The sequence below is a fragment of the Paenibacillus sp. FSL W8-0187 genome (assembly GCF_037969755.1).
Lineage (GTDB): Bacteria > Bacillota > Bacilli > Paenibacillales > Paenibacillaceae > Paenibacillus_AQ.
Map to the genome: position 1 here is coordinate 7,142,295 of NZ_CP150206.1, position 18,111 is coordinate 7,160,405.

General features: G+C 49.8%; 18 protein-coding genes. 6 read left to right on the forward strand and 12 right to left on the reverse strand.

The features are described from left to right. Positions 1-130 precede the first annotated feature (130 nt). The 10 genes from MKY48_RS32345 to MKY48_RS32390 form a co-directional block, all read right to left on the reverse strand. Positions 131-1,612, reverse strand: a complete 1,482-nt coding sequence (locus MKY48_RS32345) for a cellulase family glycosylhydrolase (protein WP_339291985.1) — start codon at positions 1,610-1,612, stop codon at positions 131-133. Between the two features lie 12 nt (positions 1,613-1,624). Then, a complete protein-coding gene (locus MKY48_RS32350; RefSeq protein ID WP_339291986.1) occupies positions 1,625-2,449 on the reverse strand; it encodes a MerR family transcriptional regulator in 825 nt (274 codons plus the stop codon). After that, positions 2,446-3,501: an MFS transporter gene (locus MKY48_RS32355; RefSeq protein WP_339291987.1), complete on the reverse strand. Its 1,056-nt coding sequence runs from the start codon at positions 3,499-3,501 to the stop codon at positions 2,446-2,448. The genes MKY48_RS32350 and MKY48_RS32355 overlap by 4 nt, the downstream gene beginning before the upstream one ends. Next, positions 3,486-3,857: an MFS transporter gene (locus tag MKY48_RS32360; RefSeq protein WP_339291988.1), complete on the reverse strand. Its 372-nt coding sequence runs from the start codon at positions 3,855-3,857 to the stop codon at positions 3,486-3,488. The genes MKY48_RS32355 and MKY48_RS32360 overlap by 16 nt, the downstream gene beginning before the upstream one ends. A gap of 231 nt (positions 3,858-4,088) precedes the next feature. Further along, positions 4,089-5,240 (reverse strand): ABC transporter permease, encoded by a 1,152-nt coding sequence (locus MKY48_RS32365; RefSeq protein ID WP_339268824.1) that lies wholly within the window; start codon positions 5,238-5,240, stop codon positions 4,089-4,091. After that, on the reverse strand, positions 5,240-6,358 hold the full coding sequence (locus MKY48_RS32370) for an ABC transporter permease (protein WP_339291989.1): 1,119 nt from the start codon (positions 6,356-6,358) through the stop codon (positions 5,240-5,242). Before MKY48_RS32370 ends, MKY48_RS32365 begins: the two co-directional genes overlap by 1 nt. A 28-nt stretch (positions 6,359-6,386) precedes the next feature. Beyond that, positions 6,387-7,322 (reverse strand): ABC transporter ATP-binding protein, encoded by a 936-nt coding sequence (locus MKY48_RS32375; protein WP_339293571.1) that lies wholly within the window; start codon positions 7,320-7,322, stop codon positions 6,387-6,389. 213 nt (positions 7,323-7,535) lie between these two features. Then, positions 7,536-8,660, reverse strand: coding sequence for a histidine kinase (locus MKY48_RS32380; protein WP_339291990.1), 1,125 nt, complete (start codon positions 8,658-8,660; stop codon positions 7,536-7,538). Beyond that, on the reverse strand, positions 8,657-9,301 hold the full coding sequence (locus tag MKY48_RS32385) for a response regulator transcription factor (RefSeq protein WP_339291991.1): 645 nt from the start codon (positions 9,299-9,301) through the stop codon (positions 8,657-8,659). The genes MKY48_RS32380 and MKY48_RS32385 overlap by 4 nt, the downstream gene beginning before the upstream one ends. Positions 9,302-9,569: 268 nt before the next feature. Next, positions 9,570-10,619, reverse strand: coding sequence for an NAD(P)/FAD-dependent oxidoreductase (locus tag MKY48_RS32390; protein ID WP_339291992.1), 1,050 nt, complete (start codon positions 10,617-10,619; stop codon positions 9,570-9,572). 324 nt (positions 10,620-10,943) lie between these two features. Between MKY48_RS32390 and MKY48_RS32395 the strand changes: the two genes are divergently transcribed. The 5 genes from MKY48_RS32395 to MKY48_RS32415 all read left to right on the forward strand — a co-directional run bounded on the left by MKY48_RS32395 (position 10,944) and on the right by MKY48_RS32415 (position 15,449). Beyond that, complete coding sequence (locus MKY48_RS32395; protein ID WP_127592798.1) at positions 10,944-11,816, forward strand: ABC transporter ATP-binding protein; 873 nt, start codon at positions 10,944-10,946, stop codon at positions 11,814-11,816. After that, a complete protein-coding gene (locus MKY48_RS32400; protein WP_339291993.1) occupies positions 11,740-12,717 on the forward strand; it encodes an iron-hydroxamate ABC transporter substrate-binding protein in 978 nt (325 codons plus the stop codon). Before MKY48_RS32395 ends, MKY48_RS32400 begins: the two co-directional genes overlap by 77 nt. A gap of 69 nt (positions 12,718-12,786) precedes the next feature. After that, positions 12,787-13,797: an iron ABC transporter permease gene (locus tag MKY48_RS32405; RefSeq protein WP_339291994.1), complete on the forward strand. Its 1,011-nt coding sequence runs from the start codon at positions 12,787-12,789 to the stop codon at positions 13,795-13,797. Then, on the forward strand, positions 13,794-14,804 hold the full coding sequence (locus tag MKY48_RS32410; RefSeq protein WP_339268837.1) for an iron ABC transporter permease: 1,011 nt from the start codon (positions 13,794-13,796) through the stop codon (positions 14,802-14,804). Before MKY48_RS32405 ends, MKY48_RS32410 begins: the two co-directional genes overlap by 4 nt. Positions 14,805-14,966: 162 nt before the next feature. After that, positions 14,967-15,449 carry a hypothetical protein gene (locus MKY48_RS32415; protein ID WP_339268838.1) on the forward strand — a complete coding sequence of 161 codons (483 nt, stop codon included), beginning with the start codon at positions 14,967-14,969 and terminating at the stop codon, positions 15,447-15,449. A gap of 72 nt (positions 15,450-15,521) precedes the next feature. On the opposite strand, the gene MKY48_RS32420 is transcribed toward MKY48_RS32415, so the two are convergent. Both MKY48_RS32420 and MKY48_RS32425 read right to left on the reverse strand, forming a co-directional pair. Then, complete coding sequence (locus MKY48_RS32420; RefSeq protein ID WP_339291995.1) at positions 15,522-17,072, reverse strand: BCCT family transporter; 1,551 nt, start codon at positions 17,070-17,072, stop codon at positions 15,522-15,524. 129 nt (positions 17,073-17,201) lie between these two features. Next, on the reverse strand, positions 17,202-17,540 hold the full coding sequence (locus MKY48_RS32425; protein WP_215161194.1) for a helix-turn-helix domain-containing protein: 339 nt from the start codon (positions 17,538-17,540) through the stop codon (positions 17,202-17,204). Between the two features lie 127 nt (positions 17,541-17,667). Here MKY48_RS32425 and MKY48_RS32430 point away from each other — a divergent pair, with 127 nt between their 5' ends. Beyond that, positions 17,668-18,072 carry a DUF4440 domain-containing protein gene (locus MKY48_RS32430; protein WP_339291996.1) on the forward strand — a complete coding sequence of 135 codons (405 nt, stop codon included), beginning with the start codon at positions 17,668-17,670 and terminating at the stop codon, positions 18,070-18,072. The last annotated feature ends 39 nt before the right edge of the window (positions 18,073-18,111 follow it).

Consider the following 18,111-nt stretch of genomic DNA (forward strand, 5'->3'; position numbering starts at 1 on the left):
ATGCCTTTTTACATTGTACACAAGTATCTACGCCGCTTTAGTCTGTCCCGCCTCGCTTTAACCCCATGGTTCTTCTTATTCTCGCCTTATTTATTGAAATGCCTGCTATGTCGTTCCAGCCCCCTTGACATCATCTCCCTATCGTAACCGTAATCTTGTTCCCTTGATCAGGAACAGTGATCGCCAAGATGCCACTCTTCGAATCCAGGAAAGGGCGCAGCTCGAGTTGATAGGCGTCCGTACCGGCAACCGCCACGTCGCTCCTTGATATCGATTCCAGATGGGGATGGTAAATCAACGTCTCTCCAACGGATGAAACGAAATCTATACTTAAACTGCCGTTATCATGATCATAACGGTATGCTGAGAGCACGCCGGCTGTCGCTTGCGGATACGCGCGATTCAACGCTTTGACATATGGTGCTTCCTTGAAGCCGTCACACCAACACCAGTATGTATTGCTCCAAAGATACCGCTCAAATATCGCAATGATCTGCTTGGAAAGCTGAAAGGTTGCCGGATGTTGGGAGAAGGCCCCCCATTCCCCGACCAGGACCGGCACGTTCAATCGTTCCTGCACCTTGCGATGGGTAGCAAAAATCAGCTGGACGCGATCCTGATTGTAAATGTCATAATGCTCCGTATCGACCACCAGATCATAGCCGTGCGGTGCAAACACCTGATGGTGTAAGGTTTGACCAGCTGGATCCTGCACTAGCTGCAAGCCGGACTCGATCCCCAAGTTCGAGAAATAGCTCGTTTCCAGCATCAAAAATCCGTCCGGGGAAACGGAGCGAATGGCTGCCGCTGTCTTGTTGAAAAAGGGCGCGAGAACTTCCCGTTCGAAGATTTGCGAGACTTCTCTGGCGCTGTCGACGAGTATGCGGTACGTATCCATCTCCGCCATCCCGGCAAGAACCTCTAGCCTCTTTTCCTCGTCAAACCAGAGTCCGGCAAGCTGTTCCATGTTCGGGTCGGCTATTCCCATCACATGCCCCGCATATGCGGCAATGATGGTGCCAAGCACCTCCTGTCCGCTTGTTCCGGGGTACGGCTCGTTCATCATGTCATAACCGATGATATTCGGACAATCAGCCATAAACTGTGCCGCATGCTTCCACATCGCTGCATAGTGATCCTGCAGGCCGATCCCGTCGGAAGCGGACGTATTCCGCCAGAAGTGATCCAGAGCGCGGTTCACAGCCGGACTTTCCAGGTAGGCGTCACTCCAAATATGTCCGGTAACATGAGGAAGATCATCGGAGATGGTGGCCCATGCGGGAGCCCCGTCGCCGTAGAGCAAGCTGTACAAATCCTGATGCATATCCAAAAAAACATAGAGATCATTCTGCTCAGCCCATACAACTTGCTGCTTGATTCTGCTCAGATACGCATCGTCGTAGACCCCAGGCTCCGGCTCGACGCCATCCCATATTAAACCTAGACGGACAACGTTAAATCCTTGTTCGCGGAACCAGGCGAACAGAGCTGCATCACAGGGCTCAACATATCCTTTTGCCTTGTCCTTGCATACGAGATTGATGCCGTTCAGGATCACTTGAGCGCCGTCTTCATTCAAGAATCGTTGTCCGTCGATCACTAATTTTTTCATGTCCGCTTCCCCCTATCGTTCTTCTACCGGAATGTAAATTTCAATGTAATGATTGTCGTACTGGTTATAGAGATTGACTTCGAGAGAATGACCCGCGATCTTTAGTCCGCGATTGCGAATGAAAGCTTTCATCTGATCGTAGTGATCGTCCATCTTGGCATAGTTGTCCCTGCCGATCACCACGCATTTTCTGGCACAGTAGCGAGGCTCAAGTTTCTGAAAGACGGAAGAGTCACCCTCCATCGGGAAGGTGGACAGAATGCCATTGTACAGGTAATTGTGATAACGGCCTGCAATAAGGTTTTCTTGCGACACAATCGATATGGTATGGCAGAATGCAAGCCATTCCCTGGCATTGATTCTTCGTACCTGTTGCTGCACTTTGGTCCCGAGTCCATGATCACCGCTCTCCATGATGGAATCGGTAAGCAGCACCCAGCTCGGGTGGCTTAGTACAAGCTCAATGACCTCCGTGTTATCGAACCGTTGAAGCTGAACATCCAACACGTCCAGCTTGTGAGACAAATGTTTCAAATAAGTCCGCTGGCGGTCAATGTCTTGCCGCTTGTCAGAGAGCAGCATGCGAATAGCGTCTAGGCTGTTGTCCCGAAGCAGTGCTTGGATTCGCTCGATCGACACATCCATGGCCCGCAGCATTCGAATCGTGATGAGTGAATCGAACTGCTCAAGATCATAATAGCGGTACTTGTTCGCGTCCCGATTGCGGGAATGAAGCAGTCCGATCTTATCGTAATAACGCAAGGTATCGATCGGGATATCCAGAATTTTGGACACTTCGCCAATCGTAAAATTCAAATTTAACGCCGATTCCTTCACATCTTCACCCCCCCTCTTCTGGCGTTATTGCTGAACGCGGAGATGTCATCCTCTTTCTTCTTATCAAAAGGGTACAACGCCAGCGGAATTAATCCGAGGAGAAAAGCGGCCAGCGGAATCAAGCCGGTTGCTACCCGAATGCCGAGCATGGCGGACTCGGACTGTCTCGCCAAAAGACCGTCATATCCGTATGCCCCGATCACATTAATAAAGATAACCGTTTGCAGGCTGGAGAAGGCGACCGTGAATAAGGAGAACAATCCGTTGAACAGCCCGGTTTTCCGCACGCCGGTCGTCCGCTCATTCTCGTCGATGAGCAGTGCCCCGACTGGAGATATTGCCGTTCGAAGATAGTTCACAGCAAAGACGATCAGAACGTAGGATGCCGCCGTGGTCCATATGCTCTCGGCAAAAAAGATCCCGCCGTATCCGAGCACCACAAAGATGGTCCCCAGATATACACTCTTCTTCGTTCCGTTTTTCTTGACGATAGATCCCATGACCGGCAAGAACAGAAGTGCGATCACATGCGTACTCACATCGACGACGGTAGCTTCGATACCCGTTGACTGCACGACGCTGTCCATGTAGTAAAGAAACGGTGTAAAGTAGAAAAACACGGGGCCGGTGACGATGGTAAATATAATAAAGGTAAGGAAAGGCCTTGATTTGATGATCTGCCAGGCTTCTTTGTAAACCTCTTTTGTATCGATATGCTGCTTATCCAGTGATTCGTACATTTGCGCATCTTCTCTCAGTCCCCTCAGGGCCCAGGTGAAGAATATCGCTTCTGCCACGATTACGGCAGAGAAGATCGGGATGATAACCTCCTGCTTTCCGTCCCCAACGAGCAGCAGCGTCGGAATCAAGGTGATCAGAAATGACATCGCTTGGGATAAGTAGTTCTGGATCACACCAACATCGATGCGTTCCTCCTTGGTTGGAGCTGCGATCAGCATAAACGATTGATAGGCTATACTGTAAGCGGTTGCAGCTGTGTCGTAAATGAATAACAACCCGGTATACAGCAGAAAGATCAACACTGATTCCATGCCGGATTAGACAGCATCATGAGGAAGGAGGCAACGATCATGAACGGCACCGTCACCCTCATGATATAGACGTATTTCCCACGCTGCACGCGATGCCTCATTCTGTCGATCCATACGCCAAGCACCGGGTCGTTAATCGCGTTCCAGATGTTATAGATAATGTACACCCAAGCGACATACTTCGGACTGAGACCGATGATATCCGTGTAATACTTCAAGAACACATTGTGGATGAGCACTCCTCCGACTGACAGGATCGGACCAGGAAGAGCCAGACGCCATTTCTCCCCTAGAGTCAGTCCGGTAGCAGTGAAGCGAAAGGCTTGCCGCAAGGCACTACGCGCTTTACCTAACATTTACCATCCCCCGATCGTTCAACGTTTCAACCAGATCCTGTATCCTGAACTCATTGTAAACCATGGAGTAACTCCAGATGAAATAGCTTTGTTCATTTTTTCCCAATAGATTTTTCGCCGGAAGAACGGGTTTTAGACTAATGAAAAAAGGAGCTGTGCTGGTTAAGCAAGCGCCTGATCGCTTATAGTCGGCGATCCTATGTGCAGTACAAGGTGACCCCACCATTAAATTTAAATATAGCTCTGTGTATCTCTATTTCTCCCAAACTTGTAGGTAGCAATCAGCGATAAGGCCAAGGCAAAAGCCAGCAGAATCGCCACATTTAGCATGATGTCATTCAGCTTGCTTCCTTGCTGAAGCTTGCCAAACGTATCGAGCAGCCAATACTGCGGCAGGAAATCGGCGATTCGCTGAATCGCTTCCGGCATCACGGAGAGCGGGAATACGCACCCTGCCAGCAGCGAAGTCGGCATGATCACCATCGTCTGGATTCCGTTAGCCATCATGGTGCTGTCAGAGAACGCGACAATGACCTGCGATAAACTGACCGCGACCAGAGCGAACAGCGAGAGAATCAGGAACATCTGCCATAACGGAATGCCTGGCTCGATGTGAAAGAATCGGGTCATAACAAACAAGGTGGCGGCAATCTGGATCATCATCAGAACGATGTTCACGATAGCATTCGAGAAGACGTAACTGCGGGCAGTAATAGGCGACGATAAGAGTCTATAGTACGTACGGTTCTCACGATCCCGGATTGTCAATGCCGATAGATTCACGGCAGAGAATAACATGAACACAACCAAGTAACCGATCGTCCGGTTGGTCATATCATGATTAGCCGATTGATCCGCAACCGTAGTCGTGGACAATTGAAACGTTGAACTCCGATAACCGCTGTATAATTCGTTAAACGCAGCGGCATCGCCATCCGCTATAACCCCCATGGATGAAATATTCTGGACGTACGCGTTCAGATACGATTTGACATAACCGGTAACCTGAGCTCCCTTAATCGATTCGATCCGGACCGGCTCGGGTGTCCCCTGAATTACGCCTTTCGCAAACCCCTCGGGGAAGATCAGCACCGCATCCAGCTCACCCGACACAACCAAGTCATCCGCTTCCGATTCCCTAATGACCGATGCCTCGGTATGCTCCAATTGAGCAACAAAATCGATCGTATCTTGCGTGACTTTCTGTTCGATATCGTGATTCACGATGCCAATGGTAACAGAAGTCTCTCCGGCACCCTTGTAGATTAAGGTGGATAGCAGAATACCGACAATGGGAAGCGCAATAACGAGCAGCAGATTTTTATAATCCTTCAACGAGGTCAATACCGTCTTTCGAATGAGCCAGAGCATATCCTTCAACATTATAGTCCCTCCCTTCTTCGCATCGAAATCATGGCTACGGCCAGCAGCAGGATGGAAAATCCAATATTCAGCATCATCGCATGCATGGCTGCTGACCCGCTGCCTGAATAAATGAGCTGCAGCAGAGCTTCATTGGACCAATGCAGGGGAGAGTATGTTGCGGCCTCTCTCATGAATCCCGTTGTGCTTGCAACCGGCGTATATCCTCCCCCAAAGAACGCAGCCAGTTGAATAATGACCATGATGACAGCTCCGGCTGCATTACCCTTCAGCACGTAACTGATGCCGAGCCCGAGGCTGAGCGCAAACAGGATCTCGGTGAACAATACCAGGAACACCATGATGGGGTTCTCCCCCCAATAGGCATTGAACATATATTTGCTGATCAGCACAACGATGATGACAAATACGGCATTGATTGCGAGCGTGCCCGTTATTTTTCCGGCAAAAATCTCGGCTTTCGTCACCGGTGAGGCCAATAGGCGCTGCGCGGTATTTCGCTTTCGCTCACTATCGATTAATCCGCCTGCCGTCAAGGCGCTGTACAGGATGATCATCGTGGTGACCGCAATGGAAAAATAATCGAGTGAGCCCGGCTGCCTCGCTCCCTGAATGGAAGACTCCAGCACATAGCTCCCTCCATCATCAACAAGCGGTTTGCTCTCATATTCCGGATCGATCTTCGAGGCTTCGGCTGACAGCCGGTACCGGTCGGTAAATGCGGACAGCATCCCCTGCACAATCCCGTTCTCCATACTGTTGCGGCTGTTTCCATCATATCGGATCCCTTGGCCGTCCATTTCCACGTAACCGGTGTACCGGTTGTTTCTCACTTCCTGCCCTCCATCCATGCCTTCCCTGACTTGCTCAAAGACGATACCCGATGAGCGCTCCGCCTCCTGCATAAATGCCTGCCATTGCTCCGTAAGCGCGGGTTCCGTTCCGCTGTCATGGTATAACACCCGGATGTCTCCAATCGTGGTACTGCCGTTAAAAGCATTCGAAAGCGCCGTCCCTAGGATCAGAATGAGCAACACCGGCGTTGCCAGCATGAATACTAGCATCCGTACCTCCCGGACGATCTTCATCTCCTTCAGTGCGATTCTCAGTACGTTCATATTCTTCCACCCCCTCTACCCTTGTCTGTTAATCCCGGAGGCTCCTGCCGGTCAGCGTCAGGAACACCGTTTCCAAATTCGGCTCGGAGGCTTGAACAGAACGAATCTCGATGCCCTGCGCCGTGAATTGTTGAATGATTTTATTCAAGTTATTGACCTCTGCATCGGAGCTGATGTGCACGATATTTTCCTTCACTTCAACCGCTTTGACGCCTGCAATGTCCTCCAACTTGCTCACTTCGAGATGGGCGGCCGATTGTACTTCAATTCCGATATCCTTCTGATCCGTGATGATGGCCTTCAGCTGTGCCTTCGTGCCCTCCGCTATGATCTTGCCGTGGTCGATAATGGCAATCCGGGTGCAGAGCTCCTCCACTTCCTCCATATAATGGCTCGTGTACAGGATCGTGCTGCCCATCTCGTTCAGCTTCCTGACCGAATTCAGGATATAATTCCTCGATTGAGGATCGATGCCGACGGTCGGCTCATCCATGATGATCAGCTTTGGTCTGTGAGCAATGGCGCAGGCGATATTCAGTCGTCTCTTCATGCCCCCCGAGAAACTCTTCGGGTATATCTTATGTTTGTCGCTAAGTCCGACGAAGGCGAGGGCCTCCTCTGCCCTGCTCTTCAGCTCCGATCCTCTCAATCCATACAATCCGGCAAAAAAATGAACATTCTCATAGGCGGTCAGATCCTCATAAATCGCAACCTCTTGCGGAACCATGCCGATCTGCTGCTTCGCGAACTTTCGATGCCTCACCAGATTCTTGCCCAGGATATGAACCTCTCCCTTGGTCATGGGCATGAGCGACGATATGATGTTGATGGTTGTGCTCTTGCCAGCTCCATTCGCGCCAAGGAAGCCGAAGATCTCGCCTTCCCGTATGTTCAACGACAACTGATCTACCGCTATGAAATCCCCAAACTTTTTCGTGAGCCCTTTGATCTCCAGCACGTTCATACGCGTTTCGCCTCCATATTCCATCCACGCATCAACCGGTGGACTTGATCTGTATGTATCGTACGAAAAAAGGATGCCCTTGCGATAGTGCACAAGTTCATCCTTACCCATGAGAATCTTCATGTTGTTGAGGACCCAAATCTTCACCCTTCGGGGGAAAGGAAGTCCCCTATGACCGATCTCCCTAATTCACCAAATCAAACTTACCGGGTGTTAGCTATAAGGAATCAAAGTGGTCACCGAGAAGCCGGTGGAGCCATCCACGATCACGGTTCCATTCACGACCGCGGCACGCTCCTCCATGCCTACGATCCCAAGACCCTTGATGACCTTCTGCATGCCCTTGCCATTGTCGCTGACCTTGGCCTTGATCATGGTGCCCAGAACCTCAATATGTAACGAGACTGCCGTTGCGTTGGCATACTTCATCGTGTTGGTTAACGCTTCCTGGGTGTTATCCTGAATAATTTTCCATTGCAGCGGCGTGATCCGGTCCACATTGCCCTCATGCGTCAATACGGTCTTGATTGGATGCTGAGCCGAGAACTCCTCCAGAAATAAACGCATCCGGTTGATGCCGAGCTGTTCCGTAGGCGGCTTCACATTCTTCAGGACCAGCCTGATACTCTCAATGCCTTCTTTGGAGATCGATATGGCATTCTGGAGCAGCTCGGCGGACTTGTCCGGATTCGCTGTCATCAAGCGCTTGGCCGCTTCCATCTGAATCAATGCCCCTGTCATGGAATGCCCGATCTTATCATGAATCTCCTGCGACAGCCGATTTCGCTCTTCCAGCTTGAACATGTATTCAAACTGCCGGATGTACTCATTATTCTCACTCAACCGCTGGGTCAACCGATCCAGTTCAAGGTGCATATGCTCACTCTGCTCCTGGTAGGATGCGACTCGGCTTACAAAAGTTCTTAGCATCGTAAGATAGATATAGGATAGAACGGATATAAAAACATACGTAATGACAAGCTCGTGAGGCACCATAAGCGCTGGAAGCAATAGGAGGATCAGGATCACCCAGCTCCTGCGAAGGTATAAAAACAGCAGTTCATACAGATTCGCGGGAAGCAGCAGGAACAACAGCGGATGTATGTAGAATGAGGAGACCCCGACAATAAGAATAGCCAATACCATGAGGCACGGCTGTGCATTCCGGCTCTTGAAAATATAGACGGATACGTTCACGGACAGGTAGAGAAGAATGACAAGGATATACCACGGCGTTATCGCAAGATCAGAGACATAAGACTGGCCGATCACATACAGGAACAGAATCGTTTGAAAGCCGATGACCCACAATTCGGCATAATTTCGACGTTCGCTCACTTATTCACTTCCCCCGTCAAATAAAAAATCGCGATCTGGGTTCGATGCTCAAGACCTGTCTTGCTGAGAACCGAAGTGATGTGATTGGCAATCGTGCCTTCGGAAATAAACAGCTTCTTCGAGATTTCCTTGTTGGCCAGCCCTTTGGCGATGAGCGCCATAATATCCAGTTCCCGTTCGGTGAATAGACTCCGGTCGAACTTGGCACCGGTGTCTTCCTTGTCCGGCTTCAGCCCGGATTTGATTTTATCCAGTACGACGTCCTGCAGCACATGATGGCCGTGGTACACGGTTTTGATCGCATCGCGAATCCTTTCCGGGTCGTTATTCTTAAGCAGATAACCCTTGGCGCCGTTCAGGATCGCGTCGGTAATATATTCATCGTCGTCGAAGGTCGTCAAGATCAGCGTCCTGGTTTTGGTGCGCTCCGTAAGCTGTTTCGTGGCCTCAACCCCGTTCAGATTCGGCATCCGGACGTCCATCAGTGCCACATCCACTTCATGCGCTTCGCAATAGGCGACCGCTTCCTGGCCGTCTTCAACCGTCGCTACCACGTCGAACTCATCAAACGTAGCCAGAATGATTTTCATGCCTTCCCTAATAAAAGAGTTATCGTCCGCTATGATCACTTTAATCTTCAACTTACGCTCACACTCCCTTATTCAGGATTATACAGGCTGCCATCTTGAAGAACGATAGTATTTTATTCACCTGAATAAAGGTTGATCGTCACGATGCTAAACACTTTTGCCATGATCACCCGACCGATATAGACCAACCTGCTTAAGCAAAGTAAAAAAAGCAGTGCGGGTACACACCCCACACTGCCCATTCGCCAGCCTATTCTATTAAGAAGCGGTCATCGACTTTCTTTTGTCGGAAAGGCTCCCCTTCTCCAGCACCGAGGTTCTAATTGATCAATTGCTTCACTAATTCGCGATTGCGCTCCTTGAACACATCGTTGTGCGAAGAGACCATCGCGAATTTTTTGGCATCCGGCTCAATGAACTGCTTCGCGCTGTTCACCGCGTTCGCGGCATCCTGGAAGGCACCGGCAATGAGGTGCAGCTTCCCGTCAAAATGCAGGATATCGCCGGCAGCATACAGCCCCGGAATGGAAGAGTTACAGCTTGCGTTGCCCGCGATATAGTAATCATCCACCCGATGAATATCGAGCTTGCTGTTCTCCAGCAGCGACATATCCCGTTCATAGCCATGGTTAATAATAACTTCGTCTACCGCCAAATAGGAAACTTCCCCTGTCGCATTATTGGTCAATTCTACCCGTTCAATCACCTCATGATTATCTGAAGCAATGAGCTTCGTAATCGATGTATTGAGATGGCAAGTGGCCCTGCTGTTCATCAGCTGCTCGACCTGCGCTTCATGGCCTGACAATTCATCCTTGCGGTAGGCCAGGTAAACCTTCTTCGCTACAGGCTCCAGCTCGTTCGCCCAATCCACGGCCGAGTTTCCTCCGCCGGACACAATCACCGTTTTGCCCTTGAAGTGCTGCAGAGACTTCACCGTATAGTTCAGATTTGACACCTCAAACCGCTCGGCTCCTTCAATCTCCAGCTTCTGCGGATTCAGGATGCCTCCTCCGACCGCCACAATAACCGTTTTGGACAAATGCACGCCGGAATTCGCCGTATGTAATTCGAACAGTCCTTCCTCATTGCGGGCGATCGATTCAACCTTCTCGTTTAACAGCACTTCGGGATTAAACGTCAAGCCTTGCTGGACCATCTGTTCGATCAGCTTCGCGCCCGGAACAGGCGTCAGTCCGCCGACATCCCATATCATTTTCTCCGGATAGACGTGAACCTTCCCGCCAAGCATGGGTTGATATTCTATAATCTTGGTCTTCATGCCGCGCAGTCCACTATAAAAAGCAGAATATAATCCTGCTGGTCCTCCACCAATAACCGTTACATCAAATATCCCTTTCCCACTCATGCATTTCACTCCCGGTCTATAGATTAAAAGGCTGTTTGTGATCACCTTGTAACGTAAATGATTATCATTATCAATTAGTATACGTTGCCTTTCACCGTTTTACAATCAATCATTTAGAAAAAATTCATATTGTCACAATTTCGCCTATATATAGGCATGTAACACCCTGCCAATCTATATATGGATATTATTCGGATGAAACATGAATATTATTTAAAATTTCCATTAAGATATTTATTGACAACGACGCGGCCCCACATTATATTTATGGATGAAATTGAGAATCATTATCGTTTGATAGCTAACTACTCTGGAGGTGAAATGATGATTCGCCTAAGTACAGATCGAATAAGCGTCGGTTACGGCGAGAATCTGATATTGAATCGTCTTAATGTAGATATTCCCGATAAAAGAATCACAACCATTATTGGGCCTAACGGCTGCGGCAAATCCACTCTTTTGAAGGCTGTTACCCGCATTATTCCTTACCAGTCCGGTGCTGCCATTCTGGATGGAGAAGAAATCGCCAAGATGAACACCAAGCTGCTGGCGAAAAAGCTGGCCATTCTGCCCCAGACCCCAGAAGGACCGGGCGGATTGACAGTGGGCGAGCTTGTCTCCTATGGCCGATATCCTCACCAGCGAGGTTTTGGCCGCTTGACCAAGCAGGATATGGAAGTGATTGACTGGGCGCTGGAGGTTACCGGAACCCAGGATTACAAATATCGCTCAGTGGATGCTCTGTCCGGCGGACAAAGACAGCGGGTGTGGATTGCGATGGCACTTGCTCAGGAGACCGAAATGATCTTCCTCGACGAACCGACCACATATCTGGACATGGCGCATCAGCTTGAAATCCTGGAACTGCTGGAGAGGCTAAATATCGAGCAGGAGCGTACCATTGTTATGGTTCTGCATGATTTAAACCAAGCCGCCAGATTCGCGGATTACATTATCGCGATGAAGGATGGAGATATCATTCAGGCCGGAGATCCGGAAGCCGTCATCTCACATGACGTATTAAAGAAAGTATTCCATATCGATGCAGAGATCGGCCGCGATCCACGCACGGCAAAACCGATCTGTATCACATACAATCTTTTAAAAGGGGAAAAAGAGGATGTACTCAAAACACAGCAAAACGACACCTACGAAGAAACTACTCATCCCGTTTATAGCGCTGCTGCTCATTCTTAGTGCTTGCAGCAGCAAGCCTGCGGAGACAAGCAGCAACCATACAGGAACGGCCGAAACACCTAAAACGGAACAAAGCGAAGCCCCATCCGGGACCATTACATACGAGTCCGAGAACGGACCCGTTGAGGTGCCTGCCAATCCGCAGCGCGTCATTGTGTTGTCCTCCTACGTAGGCGACCTGCTTGCACTCGGCGTCAACATGGTGGGCGTGGATTCCTGGTCCAAGGCCAATCCCGCATTTGCGGACAAAATCAAGGATGCCGAAGAAGTGACGGATGAAAGCCTGGAAAAAATCATCGAACTGGATCCCGACCTCATCATCGGCCTGTCCAATATCAAAAACGTCGATAAGCTGAAAGAGATTGCCCCAACCGTTACCTTCACCTATGGGAAAGTCGATTATCTGACGCAGCATCTTGAAATCGGCAAGCTGGTGAACAAAGAAAAAGAAGCCCAGGCCTGGATCGACGATTTCAAACAACGGGCGCAAAAAGCAGGCGAGGACATCCGTGCCAAAATCGGAGAAGACGCAACCGTATCTGTTATCGAGAGCTTTGATAAACAGCTTTATGTATACGGCGATAATTGGGGCCGCGGTACCGAAATCCTGTATCAGGAAATGAAGCTGAAAATGCCTGAAAAAGTGAAAGAAATGGCATTGAAGGATGGGTATTATGCTCTTTCCGCGGAAGTGCTGCCGGAGTATGCCGGCGATTATGTCATTCTGAGCAAATTTGCCGATGCCGATACGTCCTTCCAGCAAACCGAGACGTATAAGCAAATCCCGGCGGTGAAGAATGGCCGCGTATTCGAAGCGGACGGAAACCGGATTTATTTTAATGATGCAACCACGCTGGAGTACCAGCTGGAGTTCATTACGGAACATTTTCTGGGCAAATAGGATATAGGCTGCCCTTGCTCAGACTTATTTAGATTGAATATTCCAACTTTAAGATGAAAAGATGATTCCATGACAAAGCCTACGAAACGGTCCATTCCTTTTTCAATCCAATTGATTGCGGGTTTCATCGTATTTATCGGCACGTTTGTCGTTGCGATGGTGTTCGGCGCAGCTGAAACCAGCATCAAGGATGTATGGTTTGCCCTCACCACCTCGATGGAGGGCGAGAAATTATCCCTCCTTCGCGAAATTCGGCTGCCCCGTGAGGTTGCCGCCATTCTGGTCGGAGCCGCGCTGGCGGTCTCCGGTGCCATCATGCAGGGCATTACCCGCAATCCGCTGGCGGATCCCGGCCTGCTCGGCCTTACCAGCGGGGCGAATGCGGCGCTGGCCTTCACACTGGCTTTCCTGCCGTCTGCCAATTATTTTGGTATTATGGTGGCCTGCTTCATCGGAGCAGCAGTCGGTGCCGTGGTGGTCTTCGGCATTGGAGCCATGCGAAAAGGCGGCTTCTCTCCCTTACAGATGGTGCTGGCTGGATCAGCCGTATCCGCATTCCTGTACGCCATCGCTGAAGGAATCGGGATTTATTTCAAAATATCCAAGGATGTGTCCATGTGGACGGCTGGCGGTGTGATCGGCACATCATGGGGGCAGCTGCAGACGATATTTCCGTTTATTCTCATTGGAATTATGATCGCCATCGTGCTATCAAGACAGCTGACCATCCTTAGCCTGAGTGAAGAAGTCGCCGTCGGTTTGGGACAAAACATTGCTGCTATCAAAGGCGTCCTGTTTGTCGTGATTGTCCTCCTTGCAGGAACCTCTGTGGCATTGGTGGGGAATTTGGCCTTCCTCGGCCTGATGATTCCCCATATCGTCCGCGGGATCGTCGGAACCGACTACCGCCATGTCATCCCGATGTCTGCCCTGGTGGGAGCTATCTTCATGCTGTTTGCCGACACGGTCGGACGAACGCTGCATGCTCCTTACGAAACACCCGTAGCGGCTCTGATCGCCATCATGGGATTGCCCTTCTTCCTGTTTATCGTACGCAAAGGAGGGCGGGGAATGTCATGATTCATCCATCGTTATTAAGAAAACAAAGAATTACGTTTCTAGTATTGTTGATCCTTACAGTGGTTACTGTCCTCGTTGGTTTGGGTCTCGGTTATTCGTCCGTTAGCTATGACCGGATTATTCCAACCCTGCTGGGCCAAGGCAGCTTCAAAGAGAAATTCATTATATTCGATGTACGCCTGCCGCGCATGCTCATTACTTTGCTGGCCGGAATGGCGCTCGCCTTATCGGGTGCCATTCTGCAGAGCATCACCCGAAATGATCTCGCGGATCCAGGCATTATCGGAATAAACTCGGGGGCCGGGGTCGGCGTGGCCGTATTTTTCCTGTTCTTCCCGATCGAAGCCGGCTCCTTTATCTACATGCTGCCCTTGGCGGCATTTATCGGGGCTGTGCTAACGGCCGTGGGCATCTACCTGTTCTCATTCCGGAAAGGCGAAGGTCTGCAGCCCGTTAAATTGGTGCTTACCGGTGTCGGGTTCTCCATGGCACTCTCGGGCGTCATGATTGTGCTCACGTCGTCTGCCGAGCGGACCAAGGTCGATTTTATCGCCAAGTGGCTGGCGGGCGGGATATGGGGCACCGATTGGCCCTTCATTGTGGCGCTGCTGCCCTGGCTGATCATCCTGATTCCGTTCACCCTGTACAAAGCGCAGCGCATGAATCTGCTGGGATTAAGCGATCCTGTAGGGATCGGTGTCGGCGTCTCGATTGAGAAGGAACGCATTGTGCTGCTTCTGGCCGCCGTCGCGCTTGCAGCATCCGCGGTGTCGGTTACGGGCGGCATTACGTTCATCGGACTCATGGGCCCTCATATTGCCAAAGCGCTGGTTGGCCCGCGGAATCAGATGTACATTCCGATTGCTATATTGATCGGGGGCTGGCTGCTGCTGCTCGCAGATACGATCGGACGCAACATTGTGGATCCCGACGGTATCGCTGCAGGCATTATGGTTGCTATCATCGGCGCGCCGTATTTTGTGTATTTGCTGCTTAAGAAAAAATAATGGTTATTCTCTTTTCAACTGAACACCTAATAGCCCCTATTGCACTCTTTCAGAGGTGTAATAAGGGCTATTTTGTATGCGGTGAATCGCTTCATTCATACATAGAGTTCATAAATAAGGTAATATAAGGATAATTATCTCGGTAAACAAAAAGGAGGTATTATGGCAAAATCAAAGGAAGCGGTCGATTCAGCTGCAAAGCGACGGATGTCAACATTTCCTCTATGGATCATCGTGACGATCAGTTCACTATGCATGTTCTGGATATTTGACCTCTTGATGAACCTCGGGCTGCCTCGACAGGATGCAAGCTGGATCAACATCGCTATCGTTGGAATGTACCTCACAGGTTATTTTGTCGGTGAGCTGTATGTCTATCTGGATCGAACGTATGTAGATAGAAAGCAATCCTATACCCCGGGTGACGACATGAAGTCCGGATCCTTCAAGAAACGAATCCTCCTTCAGTTCCCCGTATACCTCTTTGTGATCCTAAACATCCTATGTTTTAATTGGATTCATGGATTATTTCGATCCCTTGGGCTGTCTTCCTGGTATGCCTACTACTTACACATGTCATTACTATGCTTGTATTGGTTTGGCTATGGTAGCCGTCATTTCCGAGCTTATCTCCTCACAAAATAAAGAGGGGCCCCGCATGGATGCCCTCTTTATCGCGCAGGTAATATAAAACCTCGTTCCGCCAAACATTTGCCTTTACTTCTTCCCCCGGTTGGCCGCCTCCTCCAGACGGCGGAACCGTTTCAGATCAGCCTTCCGAATCGGAATCGGCTCGCGCCGCAGCAGCTTCACCACGGCAATGATCATCATCAACAGCAGTACTGTGAACGGCAAGGCCGCAATCAACGACGCTGTCTGTAAGGCTTCCAGTCCGCCCGCATACAGCAGGACGCCAGCAATGGCTGCCATGAGCGTGCCCCACACGATTTTTGCCATTTGAGGAGGGTTCAGGCTGCCGTAGGTGGTCATACTGGCCAATATATAGGTTGCTGAGTCGGCTGATGTCACCAGGAACGTCAGAATGAGTAAAATCGCCAGCACATTCATGACCATGGAGAGAGGCAATTGGTTAAAGAGCTGGAACAGGGCCGATGTCACATCCGCATTAACGGCTGCGGCAATCCCGGTGCTCTCGTGCAGATCAAACCAGATCGCCGTCCCGCCGAATACCGCGATCCACAGACAGGCAATGACCGGCGGCACGACCATCACACCCACAATGAATTCACGAATCGTTCTTCCCTTGGACACCCTAGCCACGAAAGCTCCGACATACGGGGACCAAGCAATCGCCCAAGCCCAGTAAAAGATCGTCCATTCCCGTACCCACGTGCCCTCTGCGTAGGGTTGAAGCCGCAGGCTGTACGATACGAAATTCGTAATATAATCTCCCAGCGCCAAGGTAAAGGTCTCCAAGATGAACACCGTGGGACCACTAACAAACACAAACAATAAAAAAATGAGCGCCAACGCGAGGTTCAGGTTGCTTAGGTATTTAATCCCTTTATCCAATCCCGTTGTGGACGAGATCATATAAGCGACAAAAATAAGCCCCAACATCATTAGCTGCAACCCGACACCATTGTTCACTCCCATAATCGTGTTCAAACCACCGCTCATCTGCAGAACGCCAAGTCCAATGGAAGTCGCGATGCCCATGACCGTTGCAATCACCGCGAGGATATCAATCGTATTCTTCACACCACGCTTTGAGCCGGTGACAGGCTCCAGCGCTGTAGATACCAGCCCATCCTTCTGCTTACGGTACTGAAGAAACGCGATCACAAGTCCGACAAGAGCAAACACGGACCATTGGCTAACCCCCCAATGAAAAAAAGAATAGCCCATAGCCACACGTGCCGCGTCTACACCTTGTGCTTCAACACCGCCGAAGGGTGTCTTAAAAAAATGGCTCATAGGTTCAGCCACACCCCAAAACACCAGCCCTACACCAAATCCCGCAGAGAACAGCATTCCGATCCAGGTGAAGAACGGATACTCGGGCTTCTCCTTATCTCCACCAAGACGAATCGTGCCGTATTTACTGGTTGCCACCCAGATCAGAAATATAATAATTACAAAGATCGAGAGCAGATAGAACCAGCCGAACGTATTCGTCGTAAATCTGTACAAATACCCTGCCACTTCCCCGAAAGCTCCAGGCATAGCAGCCCCGAGAATAGCAAGAATGGCAATGATGACGGCCGAAACCGTAAACACGATGTTCTTGAATAAACTCCCTTTCATATGCTCCACCTCAGGCTATTAAGTCATCCATTCCTATACAGTATTTGTATTTAAACCAGAATTGATGTACTTAATCGGTGAATGTGTGCAGCAAAGGATATTTCTTCTGATCGAGGCTATCTTGAAGTGCTATTCGTTAGGGACCTCTTGAGAATCGATATACAATTGACCCAAAATAACCATCTGCTCAAGCAACGCTTCAAATTTCCGGCCAAATTCCGTTACCGAGTACTCCACCTTGGGAGGTACCTCTTGATACACCGTCCGTTTCACGATTCCGCTCTCCTCTAACTCCCGCAATTGCACGGTAAGCACATGCCTTGATACTTCAGGTATTCTCCGATGCAGCTCACCAAAACGCAGGGTTTCCTGAAACAGCTCATACAGGACTCGGGGCTTCCACTTCCCACTAATCATGTGCAAGCCCACTTCAGCCGGGCACCCATATTTCTCATCCTGATATGGCATATGTATTACTGAACCCCCTTGGTCATTGGTCATAAATAGATGACTATGTCATAAAATTGTGCGTACTTATCACAGCTTTCATTTTCAGATAGGCTATTGCTATCATCATACAGAAAGAGGAGATTCAATGAAACCATCCACTCCCGCAAGCCGAGTCTGGAAGCCCGAGGATATGAATGCTGCATTTGCTAACGCGTATAACTCAGGGGATATCGATCAGGTGCTGGCATTGTATGAACCGAACAGTATTCATGTCCACCGCAATGGAAGCTTGGAGATCGGAATTCATTCTTTCCACCATACGCTCGAGGAACTGCTGCTGCTTCAAGGCAAGATGGTCTCCACCAATCTATACTGCATCCCATTTGAAAATATTGCTATGCTGCGTGCCCATTTTACCTTGCGTACCTCGGACAGGGATGGCCAACCTCTTCTGCTTCAAGGTTATACCTCCGAAATCGTGAGACAGCAACCTGACGGAAGCTGGCTGTACATCGTGGACCATCCGTTTGGTTCGGATGAAGTGGAATGAATAGTAAGATCCATTATTTCAGCGATACAAAAAAAGCAA